Annotated in this window: 14 protein-coding genes; 7 read left to right on the top strand and 7 right to left on the bottom strand. The window is 33.1% G+C overall.

Annotated elements, in window-relative coordinates:
- Position 1: 1 nt before the first annotated feature.
- The 4 genes from sprC to ACNRYB_RS04520 form a co-directional block, all read right to left on the bottom strand.
- Positions 2-1,465 (bottom strand): gliding motility protein SprC, encoded by a 1,464-nt coding sequence (sprC, locus tag ACNRYB_RS04505; RefSeq protein ID WP_473729362.1) that lies wholly within the window; start codon positions 1,463-1,465, stop codon positions 2-4.
- Positions 1,462-1,872 carry a hypothetical protein gene (locus ACNRYB_RS04510; RefSeq protein ID WP_242502474.1) on the bottom strand — a complete coding sequence of 137 codons (411 nt, stop codon included), beginning with the start codon at positions 1,870-1,872 and terminating at the stop codon, positions 1,462-1,464. Before ACNRYB_RS04510 ends, sprC begins: the two co-directional genes overlap by 4 nt.
- A gap of 100 nt (positions 1,873-1,972) precedes the next feature.
- Positions 1,973-3,265, bottom strand: a complete 1,293-nt coding sequence (locus tag ACNRYB_RS04515) for a hypothetical protein (protein WP_129745772.1) — start codon at positions 3,263-3,265, stop codon at positions 1,973-1,975.
- A 181-nt stretch (positions 3,266-3,446) separates the two neighbouring features.
- Positions 3,447-3,899, bottom strand: coding sequence for a hypothetical protein (locus ACNRYB_RS04520; RefSeq protein ID WP_008465732.1), 453 nt, complete (start codon positions 3,897-3,899; stop codon positions 3,447-3,449).
- A gap of 435 nt (positions 3,900-4,334) precedes the next feature.
- Between ACNRYB_RS04520 and ACNRYB_RS04525 the strand changes: the two genes are divergently transcribed.
- The 4 genes from ACNRYB_RS04525 (at position 4,335) to recA (ending at position 7,638) form a co-directional block, all read left to right on the top strand.
- Positions 4,335-5,483 (top strand): DNA polymerase III subunit, encoded by a 1,149-nt coding sequence (locus tag ACNRYB_RS04525; protein WP_129745773.1) that lies wholly within the window; start codon positions 4,335-4,337, stop codon positions 5,481-5,483.
- Between the two features lie 6 nt (positions 5,484-5,489).
- Positions 5,490-5,873, top strand: coding sequence for a DoxX family protein (locus tag ACNRYB_RS04530; RefSeq protein ID WP_129745774.1), 384 nt, complete (start codon positions 5,490-5,492; stop codon positions 5,871-5,873).
- Between the two features lie 104 nt (positions 5,874-5,977).
- Positions 5,978-6,487 carry an acyl-CoA thioesterase gene (locus tag ACNRYB_RS04535; protein ID WP_008465736.1) on the top strand — a complete coding sequence of 170 codons (510 nt, stop codon included), beginning with the start codon at positions 5,978-5,980 and terminating at the stop codon, positions 6,485-6,487.
- Positions 6,488-6,630: 143 nt separating this feature from the next.
- The gene (recA, locus tag ACNRYB_RS04540) at positions 6,631-7,638 is read left to right on the top strand and encodes a recombinase RecA (protein WP_111368298.1); all 1,008 of its coding nucleotides are present in this window, start codon (positions 6,631-6,633) and stop codon (positions 7,636-7,638) included.
- 547 nt (positions 7,639-8,185) lie between these two features.
- On the opposite strand, the gene ACNRYB_RS04545 is transcribed toward recA, so the two are convergent.
- Entirely contained in the window at positions 8,186-8,929 is a 744-nt protein-coding gene (locus ACNRYB_RS04545; RefSeq protein ID WP_473729363.1) for a lysophospholipid acyltransferase family protein, read from the bottom strand.
- 289 nt (positions 8,930-9,218) lie between these two features.
- Here ACNRYB_RS04545 and trpS point away from each other — a divergent pair, with 289 nt between their 5' ends.
- Positions 9,219-10,193, top strand: a complete 975-nt coding sequence (gene trpS, locus ACNRYB_RS04550; protein WP_473729364.1) for a tryptophan--tRNA ligase — start codon at positions 9,219-9,221, stop codon at positions 10,191-10,193.
- A gap of 263 nt (positions 10,194-10,456) precedes the next feature.
- Here the strand turns inward: trpS and dprA are convergent, their stop codons facing one another.
- Entirely contained in the window at positions 10,457-11,557 is a 1,101-nt protein-coding gene (gene dprA, locus ACNRYB_RS04555; RefSeq protein ID WP_473729365.1) for a DNA-processing protein DprA, read from the bottom strand.
- Between the two features lie 237 nt (positions 11,558-11,794).
- On the opposite strand from dprA, the gene ACNRYB_RS04560 reads away from it, so the two are divergent.
- On the top strand, positions 11,795-12,766 hold the full coding sequence (locus tag ACNRYB_RS04560; protein ID WP_473729366.1) for an HU domain-containing protein: 972 nt from the start codon (positions 11,795-11,797) through the stop codon (positions 12,764-12,766).
- Between the two features lie 117 nt (positions 12,767-12,883).
- Positions 12,884-13,321: a hypothetical protein gene (locus ACNRYB_RS04565; RefSeq protein ID WP_473729367.1), complete on the top strand. Its 438-nt coding sequence runs from the start codon at positions 12,884-12,886 to the stop codon at positions 13,319-13,321.
- 41 nt (positions 13,322-13,362) lie between these two features.
- Here the strand turns inward: ACNRYB_RS04565 and ACNRYB_RS04570 are convergent, their stop codons facing one another.
- Positions 13,363-14,124: a hypothetical protein gene (locus tag ACNRYB_RS04570; RefSeq protein WP_473729368.1), complete on the bottom strand. Its 762-nt coding sequence runs from the start codon at positions 14,122-14,124 to the stop codon at positions 13,363-13,365.
- Positions 14,125-14,157: the final 33 nt, after the last annotated feature.

Raw genomic sequence — 14,157 nt, forward strand, 5'->3', positions numbered from 1 at the left:
ATTATTTTATAACAGTTATTGATCCTTTTTTTTCACCTGCATCGCCTTGAATGACATAGTAATAAACGGGATTAACATTTTTAAAATCTATATTGTTTTCGGGCCAATCGCCTTGGTAATTCACTACATCCAAAACCATTTCTCCATTTGAACTAATGATCATTACCTTCGTATTTGCATTTTTATATTCGTCTGGAATGTTCCAATACGGATTCATTCCGCTTAACTTTATAATGTTAGGAATAACACTTGATGGCGCTGAATCTCCATTTATTCTAAATGAAAATTCTTTACTTGCAATACAACCAGATGCTTGAGAAATTTTTACTTTATAATTACCTTTAACAGCTATAACATAAGAACTCGATGTTTGACCAGAAATTAAATTATCGTTCAAATACCATTCGAAAGTAGGAGCAGAAGCATCTGTTGTAACGTTAACCGTTATAGTTTCACCCTCACTTAATTTGTATCCGTCTTGAGCGTCAGTACTTGCTTCAAAACTGTTACTTTGCAAATTAATACTTCCGGTCGCTTTACATCCACCAAAATCGACTTCCACTGAATAAACTCCAGATTCGTTTGTAGAATACGTACGATTTGTTGCTCCTGTGATTATATTACCATCTTTTTTCCATTGATAGCTATTCCCTGAAGTTGCTGTTAAAACCGTCCCTGAACCGCTAGCACAAAAAGGATTTCCTAAAGATGAATTTATCGTAACCCCAGAACCAGAAGATGATGAAGAAACTGTAACTCTATTTGAACTAAAATTCACATTTGAGCATTCGCCATAATCAAGTTCTGCAAAATATACACCAGCAGAATTTACTACTAAAGAAGACGAATTTTGTCCTGAAATTAAAACATCATCCTTGTACCATTTGTATTTAACATTCGGATAGTTTGCAGGTGACGATTCTGCTATCTCAGGAGTAAGATTATCTACTGTTAAAGTAAAACTACCGCCAGAACAGAAAGCGGCAGTATTTCTATTTTGATTTATCAAAAACGAAGATACATAGTCTTTATAATAGGCTGAAAAAGAGTATGACCCTGAAAAATTTTGTGCTCTAGGACTATTAACCCCGCTACTACTTACTATTCTTAAACTGTAAGCATTAGAACCTTTTAATGTCGTAGGAATTGCGAATTTAATTGTTTGTTCAGTACTTGATAATTGAATAACTTCAAGGGTAGTAGTAGATGTTGGATTGGTAAAACTACCAAACTCATCAGACAATTGAACAGAAAACGTAATATTTGACGCAAAATTTAAATACGAAAAAGTAACTAAGTATTCATTGTATTTAGCACCATCAACAATATCTCCAGCGCAAATATCCTTAAAAGGTAATTGCTGCGGAGATATTGATGATTGCGCATAAGTATTTGATCCAGCAAAGAAGATTATGCTGAATAATAGTAAAACTTTAAAAAAAGATAAAGTAATTTTTTGAATCATATAGTGCGTGTTCTTGCTAGATCTATACGCTCAAAAAACAAGATATCTATAACTGTTTCAGAGAAATCATACTTGTAATTTTCAATTACCTCTTTTGCAATAATTGAAGTCGCTGCAAGTGTTGAGTTCTCCTCACAATCATTAGATACAATATTTGGCTCAGCCGCTATAGTAAGGCCATCCTTGGGGGTGGACATCCCTACTATAGACTGATTTAAATTACTTGAATTGCTGTTTTCAATAACAGCATTAGTATTGTTATTTTGGTTATTATTAGCCAAAGTCAACCCACACTCAGAAACAGCAACCTTAGTAGGATTTTCTGCTGTATTCTGTGCATATAGAGTTAACGATATAGGCGAAACCAAAAATATTATATATAAAAAATATTTTTTCGTAGATACCATTATGTCTTGATCTTTATTTGAGCCCTTAAGACGATACATAAATTGTGTCTGGGGACTTAATTAATAAAATTTACGCGTGGGAAATAAAAATCGAAACTATTTATCTATTACCGCTAGAAGCCGTGATTTTTCCTAATTGTAATCTGAAATCTGGTTTTTTAGGATTGAAGATATCAATGAATGTTTCTTTATTATCGCTTTGTGAGTAAACGTTAAAGAATACACTGTTTCCATACCAGCTCTCTAAATCTTCGTTATTAGAATTGTATTCAGTAAAGATATTTCCTTTACATAAGTTGAAATACATTTCCTCAAATTTGATTTTTTTAAGGTTGGCATCATTGATTTCAGTTTTGCTGTCTAATAATACTGCAGGGTTGAATCCAGAGATTACACTTCTTTTCATTTCAAGAGAAGCATTTTCAGCTACATAAACAGCTTCTTTTACTAAACCTGCTTGAATATCAGCGTTAATGTTTTCGCTGTCATTAACCATTGTAATATTACTTGCAACAACTAAAGTTTGTTTTTTAGTGAAATCTGTTTCACTTTTCTTCTCAAAAGATCTTACCTCCATACAACGAGATCCGTCTTTAGTGCTTGAGAAGTAAGAAGATCTAACTGCTAAAGAGTTGAAGAAACGACATTGAACTCCTTGAGAGAATTTAAAGTCATCATTAACTGATTTATAAGAAACAAATTTTGTAACATTTAAATCACCACCTAAGATTCCGAAAGAATCTCCTCCAGCGTAACTAACCATTACATTTTCAAGTACTGTCTTGTTTCCAACACCAGCAAGAGTTAAGGCGTTGAAAGTATCAGCTCCTTTTACTTTTTTACCAGCGAACTCGATTCTAACGAACCTTAAAATTCCTGAGTTAGAAGCTACATTGTCTCCACCATAAGTAGTCATTGTAGGATCAAGATCTAAGTTATAAGAACCTACATTTCCAAACTTATTGATTGGCGCATCTCCAAGGATTACAATTCCACCCCAATCTCCAGCTTTTTTCATGCTGCGGTTTGAAGTAAATACAATTGGATCTGTTTCTAAACCATCAGCAACTAATTGTGCTCCTTTTGTGATTACTAATGTTCCTTTAGTTTCGAAATCACCAATAATTACAGTTCCTGGTTCGATTGTTAAAACAGCATTGTTTGTAACATAAACGTTTCCTTGAAGAACGTAGATATTTCTTTTCAGCAATTTAGTATTAACAGAAATGTTTCCTGCCAAAATTTGGTTTGCTTCTCCATAATCAACTTTGTTAGGCTTAAACTCAGTCCAGTTGTTTAACCAATTGGTGTAGCCCATAATTCCTTTCTCTTGTTGAGCATTCATACTCGCAACTGTCAAAAGAACGCAGATTAATTGAGTAATTTTTTTCATGATAAGGGGGGTATTACGGTTAATAATAAATTTGGGTATGCGTAAATGTAAAAACTCCTCTCAAGTTTTCTGAAATTCTTCAGAACCCTTGAGAGTGAGTTTTTTTTATTTTGTTTTTTGAGAATGTCAAAGCTGGTATTCACTTAAACTTTCCAAAAAAAGATTTTAAAAAATTACTTTATTACATTTCGTTCAAATCGTTGAACTCATGTAATGATTTCAATGTACTTTCGTAGAACAAAATTGCCGCAATTAGATTTCCTTTATCAGAGTAAGGCATCATCTTTCTTTGGAATTCTACAGTTGTATCCAAAAATGTCGACGTACCTACTGCCTGAGCATCTAATACTTTTTTGTGTTCGTTATCGTCTGGGATACCAAGGTCAGCCATAGTAACTCCAGGTTTTGTAACCAAAGCAATGTAAGGGAGAGTTTTAACTAATACTTTAATACGCTCGATGTATAATTCCAAAAGCTCACCCTTTTGCATACCGCTTAATTCTTTTTGATCATGGTATTTTCGGATAAGAGCAGTTGTACTGATAATACTTCTTGGTGCGTTTTTAGCTTGTGCTGAAACAGCCGCAGTAGTTAAGATAAAAAAAGCACTAAATAGAATAATTTTCCCTTTCATAGATTCTTATTTTATAATTGGTTGTTGATAAAAACAAAAATATATAAATTAACTTAAATTACAACTGTAATGGTTTTTTTTTTCAAAAAATTTCCTTAAAAAAACCTTAAAAACCAGCGTTATGTCGAGAAAATGTGCGTTTTAACGTGCATTTTGTTAAAAATGTTAATTAAAAAATCGTAAGATATTAACTATAAAAAATATAAAATTGACTCTATAAATACCCAAAAAAAACACCCTTATCGGGTTTTTGAAAAAAAATATTAACAAAAACATCTTGATATTTACTCACTTGAGGATATTTATTAACAAAATTCTATCAAAAGTTAGCCAAAAAATATTCCAAAACTTAGCATCTAAATTTGAAAATTGAAACGAATAAATAATCTTACTTCTTAAAATTTTTGACTACACATTTTCTTCTATCTTTGCGCCATGCAATTTTCTCAAATTTTAGGTCAAGATTACATCAAAAGCCACTTGATAAAAAGTGCTGCTTCTGGTAGAATTCCTCATGCTCAATTATTCGTTGGTCCTGAAGGAAGCGGCACATTAATAACTGCCATTGCTTATTCCCAATACATTTTATGCAATAATACCGGCGATGAAAATTCAAACGGAAATGATTCTTGCAATCTAAAGTTTGATAACATCTCTCATCCCGATCTGCATTTTATTTATCCAACCGTTACAACCGAAGACGTAAAAACAAAACCCAAAAGTTTAGATTTTATTCAGGACTGGCGAAACTTTATTCAAGAAATGCCTTATGGAGGTTTATTCGATTGGTACAAAATTCTGGGCGTTCAAAACAAACAGGGGGAAATTCGTGTTGAAGATGCACAAGAAGTTTTAAAATCGCTTTCACTAAAATCTTACGAAGGCGGATACAAAATCATGATTATATGGATGGCCGATAAAATGAATATCGCCGCATCCAACAAACTTTTGAAACTTCTAGAAGAGCCATCAGACAAAACCATGTTTATTCTGATTTCTGAAAACGAAGAAGATATTATACAAACCATCCGTTCAAGATGCCAAGTAATTCACTTTAGTGGACTTCCAGAAAAGGTCATCGCAGAAGCTTTGGTTGCTAAAGAAAATATAGATCAAAATCTAGCAAAAAAAATTGCACATCAGGCGCAGGGAAATTTTAATAAAGCATTGCATTTGTTAAAAGAAGACGATGACGATCTTCCCTTTGAACAATGGTTTGTCAATTGGGTTCGTGCTGCTTTTAGAGCAAAAGGAAATGCGGCCGCCATTCAGGACTTAATTTCTTGGAGCGAGCAGATTGCTGCATTGGGGCGTGAAAGTCAGAAAAAATTTATTCAATACTGCATAGAAATGTTCCGACAGGCCCTCATGCTAAATTATCAAGCGCCAGACTTAGTTTATATAGAACCAAAAGTGGATAAATTTAAACTGGAGAATTTTGCACCGTTCGTTAACGGAAATAATATCCACGAAATATTCAAAGAACTTTCAGATGCTATGTATCATATTGAAAGAAATGGAAATGCGAAAATAATCCTAACCGATTTATCGATTAAATTGACTCGTTTAATTCATAAAAAATAATTCATAATGAACAATGTTGCCTCAATTTTGCTTTTGGCTTTTCTAGCTTTAACTTTTCTACAATCCGGTTACGAAAAAATTTTTTACTGGAAAGATAATGTTACCTGGCTAAAGGAACACTTTGCCAAAACGCCTTTAAAAAATCAGGTTCCGCTTGCCCTTTTACATTTATTGATTTTAGAATTGATTTCAGGAATTTTATGTGTTGTGGGCGGAATTCAATTGTTTACAAATAACGGCAGAGAATTTGGCTTTTACGGAGCTATCTTTTCTTGTATCTGTTTGCTAATGATGCTTTTCGGACAAAGACTTGCAAAAGATTACGATGGTGCGAGAACCATTGTCATATATTTTATACCAGCTGTAATGGCTGTTTATTGGTTGAATTAGATCAACTAGAAGTTAAAAAAAACCATAGATTTAACAGATTAAAAGGATTAGAAAATCTTTGTTAATCTTTGAAATCTGTGGCAATAAAAAAAATTATTTAAAAAATGAATCCAAAACATCCTTCAGAATCTCTAACTATTTTAACTGATTTAGTTTTACCGAGCGAAACAAATCCTTTAAACAATCTTTTCGGCGGTGAGTTATTAGCCAGAATGGATCGCGCGGCTAGTATTGCGGCCCGCAGACATTCGCGCCGAATTGTAGTAACGGCTTCTGTAAATCACGTTGCTTTTAACAGAGCCATTTCGCTTGGAAGCGTTGTAACAGTAGAAGCAAAAGTTTCTAGATCTTTTAAAAGTTCTATGGAAGTTTTTATTGACGTATGGGTAGAGGACCGCGAATCTGGAAACAGAACCAAAGCCAACGAAGCAATTTATACTTTCGTAGCCGTAGACGATACCGGAAGACCTGTTGAAGTTCCTGCAATTGTACCAGAAACCGAATTAGAAATCCAGCGATTTGATGCTGCGCTGCGTCGTAAACAATTGAGTTTACTACTGGCAGGAAAAATAAAACCAACCGACGCTACAGAATTAAAGGCTTTATTTGTATAGAACGATTTTGTGACAATTTGGAACAATCAAACTTCAAAAAAAGAAGTAATTTTACAAATTATAAAACTGACTAATAAAAATATAGCAGAATTTTCTTATTTTTATCCAGAAAGACAAAATAATAATTTAGATATTAGAAAAAAATGAGTTCAGAGAAAGAAGCCAAATTAAAAGCACTACAATTAACGCTTGATAAACTTGATAAAACCTACGGAAAAGGAACCGTAATGAAAATGGGCGACAGAGCCATTGTAGAAGTAGAAACGATTTCTTCTGGCTCACTAGGTGTAGACTTAGCTCTTGGAGTAAACGGATATCCAAAAGGAAGAATTATAGAAATATATGGTCCAGAATCTTCTGGAAAAACTACCTTAACACTTCACGCTATTGCTGAAGCGCAAAAAGCCGGTGGTATCGCCGCTTTTATAGATGCGGAGCATGCATTTGATAGAAACTATGCTGAGAAATTAAATGTTGATATCGAAAACTTAATTATATCTCAACCGGACAACGGAGAACAAGCTTTAGAAATTGCCGAAAACTTAATTCGTTCTGGAGCTATAGACATCGTTGTAATTGACTCTGTTGCGGCTTTAACTCCAAAAAGTGAGATTGAAGGTGAAATGGGAGATTCAAAAATGGGTCTTCACGCACGTTTGATGTCTCAAGCTTTGAGAAAACTTACTGGAACTATCAGCAAGACAAATTGTACGGTTTTCTTTATCAACCAGCTTCGTGAAAAAATTGGTGTTATGTTCGGAAATCCGGAAACTACAACTGGAGGTAATGCACTTAAATTTTACGCTTCTGTTCGTTTAGATATTCGTCGTTCTGCTCAAATTAAAGATGGTGAAAACGTCATCGGTAACAGAACTAAAGTTAAAATTGTTAAAAACAAAGTAGCGCCACCATTTAAAACTGCCGAATTCGATATTATGTACGGAGAAGGAGTTTCTAAAACTGGCGAAATCTTAGACCTAGCTGTTGAATTTGACATTGTTAAAAAAGCAGGATCTTGGTTCAGCTACGGCGACACAAAATTAGGTCAGGGGCGTGATGCTGTTAAAGCTTTAATTAAAGATAATCCAGAACTTGCTGAAGAACTGGAAATTAAAATTAAAGAGCATATGAAAGAATTGGCTAATGCCTAAAAAATAAGTCTAAAAAAGGACACTTTAAAAGCCGAGAGATTATACTAAAAATCTCTCGGCTTTTTTTATTTTGAAAAAAAAATCAAATTTCCACGCAACCATTTTACCAAACCTTCATCTATCTAAAAAAAGCAGTTTGTAATTGGTACTGCCATATATCAATTGGGAGTTTTTTTTAGAATTTACGTTGATTGGTTATTTGAGTAAAAACCCGTTAGTTTATTCAAACTGACGGGTTTAAATCAGTTTTTTTCAATTCTGACGCAACCTTTTAAACTTTTCTTTATCTACATTAATGTGAAATTAACCAAACTCTTTATTATCAACCATTAATATTTTTAATCATGAAAGAAAAAATAGAATTGTTGTACAATAAAAACCGAAGAAAAACCAAATTGAAGTTTAAGAAAGTATTGCGTTTTATTTCAGAAAAGATAATTCACAGATAATAACTTTTGAATAAAAATAGGGGGTTTTTAATTCAAAGAAAAGCCGGAAGATTTAATTAATCTTCCGGCTTTTGTATTTTACATAATGTTAGTCCGCCTTATGACTTTTGAAAATCAATTAAACCATTGTATATTAACATTCTAACTTGATCTCTCAACTCTTTTCTATGATCGCTTGTCAAACCTTTTGTTTCTACAAACGGTAAAATTCGAGCTCGCATTTTACCAGGACTTCCGCTCATAAAAGTATATGAAAAACGCTCTTTATTGTCCGGAAAAACAATCGGCACAATCGGAATCTGATGATCTATTGCCAATCTGAATGCGCCATCTTTAAACTCATCCAGCAAAATGCTTTCGTCATCTGGAACTCCACCTTCTGGAAAAATACAAATACTCAAACCTTGGTTAAGACGATTTTGCGCTCTTTTAAAAACTTCATTTTTGCTTTTAGAAGAACTTCTGTCAACCAAAATACAAGTTCGCTTATAAAAGAAACCAAAAAGTGGAATCTTCACGAGTTCCTTCTTTCCAACAAAAACAAACGGATTTTTTACAAGTGCCAGCATCAGCATAATATCAGTCATTGACGTATGATTAGCCACAATCATATAACTTTTCCCTTTAATGAGCTTCTGTTCGCGTTTTACTGTATAATAGAAACCCATTCCGAAAAGGATAAATTTAGCCCAAATGCGAGCCATTTTAAAGAAATATGGATATCCTTTCTCAGAAAGAATAGAAATGACCAGAAAAGGCAACATAATCAGTATTGGGATCGCCATCAAGACATAAAACCAAACTCTCCAAAGAATCCAAAAAGCAATTTTAAATATTTTCATAGCTTCAAATGTAAGAAAACAGAAATGAATTTTAAGCAAGAATTTATATCACTGATTATTTAACCGCAAAGCACGCAAAGATTTTACGCAAGGGCCGCAAATTCATAGCCACAGATTTAAATGATTAAATGGATTTTAAACAATCTGTGAAGATTTTTTTAATCTGTGGCAGCACATTTAAATCTTTGAAAAAACATAATAAAAATGTTTGCGTGCTTTGCGTAAAATCTTTGTGTGCTTTGCGGTTATAAAAAACTTCACGAACTTTGCAATTAAGAAAAAAACGAGAATGGCAAAAATACTTACTGGTGTTCAAAGTACAGGAACACCGCATTTAGGAAATTTATTAGGAGCAATTATTCCGGCAATCGAATTATCAAATGATCCAGCAAATGAATCTTATTTGTTTATTGCCGATTTGCATTCAATCACTCAGATTAAAGATGGAAAGACTTTAAGAGAAAACACTTATAGCACTGCCGCAGCTTGGCTTGCTTGTGGTTTAAATCCTGAAAAAGTTACATTTTATAGACAATCTGATGTGGTTCAAACTACTGAATTGACTTGGTACTTAAGCTGTTTTTTCCCGTTTCAAAGGTTGACTTTGGCACATTCTTTTAAAGATAAAGCAGATCGTTTGGATGATGTTAATGCTGGACTTTTTACATACCCAATGTTAATGGCGGCTGATATTTTATTATATGACGCCGAATTTGTTCCCGTTGGAAAAGATCAGTTGCAGCATTTAGAAATTACACGCGATGTTGCGGCTCGTTTTAACCACCAAATGGGTGAAACATTTGTTCTTCCTGAAGCAAAAATTCAGGAAAACATTATGCTGATTCCTGGAACAAATGGAGGAAAAATGAGTAAATCTGCTAATAATATTATCAACATATTCTTGGACGACAAAACTTTACGCAAACAAGTAATGAGTATTGAAACTGACAGTACTCCACTTGAAGCGCCAAAAAATCCAGATACTTGTAATGCTTTTGCTATTTATTCTTTATTAGCAAACGATGAACAAATTGCACAAATGAGAGCAAATTATTTAGGCGGAAATTATGGTTACGGCCATGCAAAACAAGCTTTGTTTGAATTGATTACTGAGAAATTTAAAACAGAGAGAGAAAAATACAATTACTATATCAACAATCTTGAAGAAGTTGACGCTTTATTGAAAAAAGGAGCAGCAAAAGCTTCTTTAATTGCTGATGGCGTTTTAGCAAAAGTTAGAGAAGTTTTAGGATTTGAGAAATAATTAGAAAACTATCTTTTAAAGAAACGCTGATCATTTTAAAATTGATCAGCGTTTTTCTTTTAACATTGATTGTAATTGTTTTTTTGTAACTTCAAGTATATTAATCATTTAAAAACAAAAAGATGGACAAGTATATTGAAGATTATAATGTTCCGCCGTATGTATTTCAAATCCTAAATATAGTTTTCGGCTTATTGGCGATTTATATTTTATATCGATTGTACAAACATTTCACAAGAAAATAAAATATAGGATTTTCTGCGTTAAATTGATTCAAAAAGTTTTCCAGGAAGCGGTCTAATAACGCCTTTTAACTCCATTCCTAACAAAAATCCAGAAAGCTTGAAAATCGGAATTTCGCATTCAATTGCAATGATGTCTAATAATTCTTTACCATTCTTTTGAAGAAAATCGTAGATCTTTTGTTCTTCGGGTTCTAATTCTATAAAAAGCTGTTTCTGAATATTTTTCGGTTTTTCTTTTATATCCCAATTCAGCATATAAATTAAATCTGCGGCGCTTGTTAATAGATTTGCTTTCTGCGTTTTAATCAAATTATTACAACCTTGGCTGTATTTGTCGGTCACTCTTCCCGGCACGGCAAAAACATCTCGATTGTATTCGTTCGCCATATTGGCCGTAATTAATGATCCGCCTTTATCCGCAGATTCAATGACAATTGTTGCTTCTGTCATTCCCGCGACGATGCGATTTCGACGCACAAACTTCTCTTTATCAGGATTAGAATCGCTCCAAAACTCCGTAATAAATCCACCGTTCTCTTCCATTTTTGCCATGTACTTTTTATGCGTGCGCGGATAAATCTGATTCAGTCCATGAGCCAAAACCCCAACAGTTTGCAAGTTATGATCCATCGCTGCCTGATGTGCCACAATATCAACTCCATAAGCAAAACCACTAACGATAACAGGATCTAATGGAGCTAAATCTTCTATGAGTTTTTTACAAAAATCAATTCCGTAAGAAGTAATCTGTCTGGTTCCAACAATACTGATTAATCTTTTTTTGTTGAAATCAAGATTACCCGCGGTAAAAATTAGAATTGGAGCATCAAAGCAATGTTTAAGCCTTTCTGGATAATTTTCATCCTGAAAAAAAGAAATCTGAATATTATTGTTTTTTATAAATGACAGTTCTTTGTCAGCTTTTTCGAAAATAGTTTTATCCTTAAGATTCTTTATCAAAACAGATCCTATTCCGTCAACAGCCGCCAACTCAGAATTTTTAGCTTTAAAAATGGCAGAAGCATCGGCAAACGAATTAAGCAATTTCTTGCCCATTATATCTCCCACTCCATCAACCTTTAATAAGGCAAGTAAACTAAATAATTCCTGATCGCTCATTGTTTTTAACATTATGTAAAATAGAAAAAATAAATCTACTTTTTTTGAGGGGCAAATATCTACAAAACAAAGTAATTTCTTAATAAATTTAAAAAATAAATTATCGATACATTTTTTAAAACGCAGAATCGTTAGCCTAATTAATTGAAAACGAATTGTCTAAAAATAATTCTGAATTGTTAATAAAAATTGTGAATAAAATTTTGATAACTATACGCGTTGGCTAACTTTGTTAACATGAAAATCGAAGTATATATCTCACAGTTATTGTATCGTTATCAGTGTGTAACGGTTCCAGGATTTGGTGCATTTTTAACCGAAACACATTCGGCGCAGCTAAATGAAAGCACTAATTCGTTTTTTCCTCCAAAAAAAACCATTTCTTTCAACAGCCGCATCAAAAACAATGACGGATTGTTGGCAAATCATATTGCACAAGCAGAAAAAACCTCATACGGTTTTGCAGTAAGCGCAATTGCTTTTGAGGTTTTGAACTGGAAAAAAACATTGGAAGAAGAAGGAGTAATTCTTTTAAAGAACATTGGAGAACTGCGTTTAAATTCTGAAAGCAATATTATTTTCAAGCCAAACGATCAAACCAATTATCTGGCAACTTCTTTTGGATTAAGTCCTTTCGTTTCTCCGATGGTGAAAAAAGAGGCTTTTGAGAAAAAAATCGAAAAAATTGCAGCAAAAGAAAAAGATGCTGTTTTAATATACGAAAACGAAGAAGAAACCAAATCTTCAAACCCGTTCTTGCGTTATGCGGCAATTCTAGTTCTGGGACTTGGAATTACAGGAAGCATTGGTTACCCATTATATCAAAATCAAATTGACAACCAAACACTTGTTGTAGAACAAGCTGTTCAGAAAAAAGTACAGAACAAAATTCAAGAAGCTACTTTCTTTATCAAAAGTCCACTTCCAGCTGTGACTCTTTCTGTTGATTCTGCTAAAGTTGAAACTGTTGAAACAACAATGCCATATCACATTATGGCTGGTGCTTTCAGAAGTGAAGCAAATGCAAAAAAAGCTTACAACCAACTTATTAAAGATGGATACAAAGCGAGAATGCTGAAAGAAAACAAACATGGCCTATTCCCTGTTTTGTACGGAAGTTATGCTACTATGAAAGAAGCAGAACAAGCTCAAAAAGAAATACAAAAAGGCGAAAATCCACAAGCCTGGATTCTAGTCGAAAATCTCTAGAACACATAAATCCCGTTTCAAAAGAACGGGATTTTTTTGTCCTATTCTGTTACTTTAAAAAATTTGACTGGCCATCTATAATCAATTCTTCAGATATATTAGCCTCAAAAAAAAATCATGGACAAATTTCTTAAAACATTAATTTTCTTATTCTTACTGAGTTCACAATCTTTCTTTGCTCAACAAATTTCTAACACTGCACAAGAAATAGAACGTCAAAAAGCTGATCTTGAAACGCAAAAAAGTTTAAAAGAAAATTATAAAAAACTCGACGACAAACTTGATCAGCTGCAAAAAGAAAAGAAGGAACTGGAAGCCAAAAAGAAAAATCTCACCAAGGTCGAAAAGAATCTAAAATCGACTAAAGATAAAATTGAAAAACTAGAAATAGTAAATCAGAAAATTGAAAACAAAATAACTACCTCTTCTATTTCTGAAGAAGAAATTCAAAAACAGAGAATTAAAACCAAAGAAAATGAAGTCAATATTCAGAAACTGAAACTTACTCAGATTACACAGGAAAAAGAGCTAGAAAAAGCGATGTCAGCTATATAAGCAAAAAGCATAATTCAAAATGAATTATGCTTTTCTAATGTTTATTGTGAAACAATTTTGGCGTCTTGAGATAGAATTTCTTTTCCAGACTGATAAACTGTCAACACTGCTGGCGGCGAATCTTTTTGTCCCAAAACAATAAAATAGCATCTGTATTTGAAATTGCCTTTTTTAAAATCGAAGTAATGGTTTCCTCCCGTTCCATCTGCAACAAAAACTCCCTTTTCGATTACAAGATCTGGAGTGTCAGTCATTTCCTGTTTGATGGACCAAGAGGCATATCGATAATTATCATTTCCTAAATCATCAATTCTAATTCTGAACTTAGAAGTTTCAAGAACTGCAACAGGTTCTTTAAAATTTGATAGTGAAGAATTTACGTTATTCTTCTGTTTTGCTATTAATGATTTTTTCAGTTTCAATTCTTCCTCAGACTGATAATTTATACTGATGATTCTTCCATCAGTATCGATCCATAAATCACCTTGATTGAGCATAATTCCTCGCCAGCCCATTTCAGACCAATCTTTTGCTGGATTCGATTTTACAATTTTTTCAATCAAAACTTTATCAAAAATCTGATTATATCTTTTTATAAAATCTGCCTTGTCTTTCACCGACGGAATTGGATATTCACGATTGAACGGAAATTTTATCCGTTTTACAATTGCTTCTTTATCGCCATTTTTTACTTCGAGAATTAATTTCGCAATGAACTTTTGATATTCTGGTTTCAAATCTTGGGCAATCAAAAACGAAGAATTAAACACCAAAATTGTTAGCAATAATTTAAATATTTTCATGTAAGAAATAATTTAATGCATTAGTAATTAGAA

This window comes from Flavobacterium sp. CR10 (assembly GCF_055814415.1).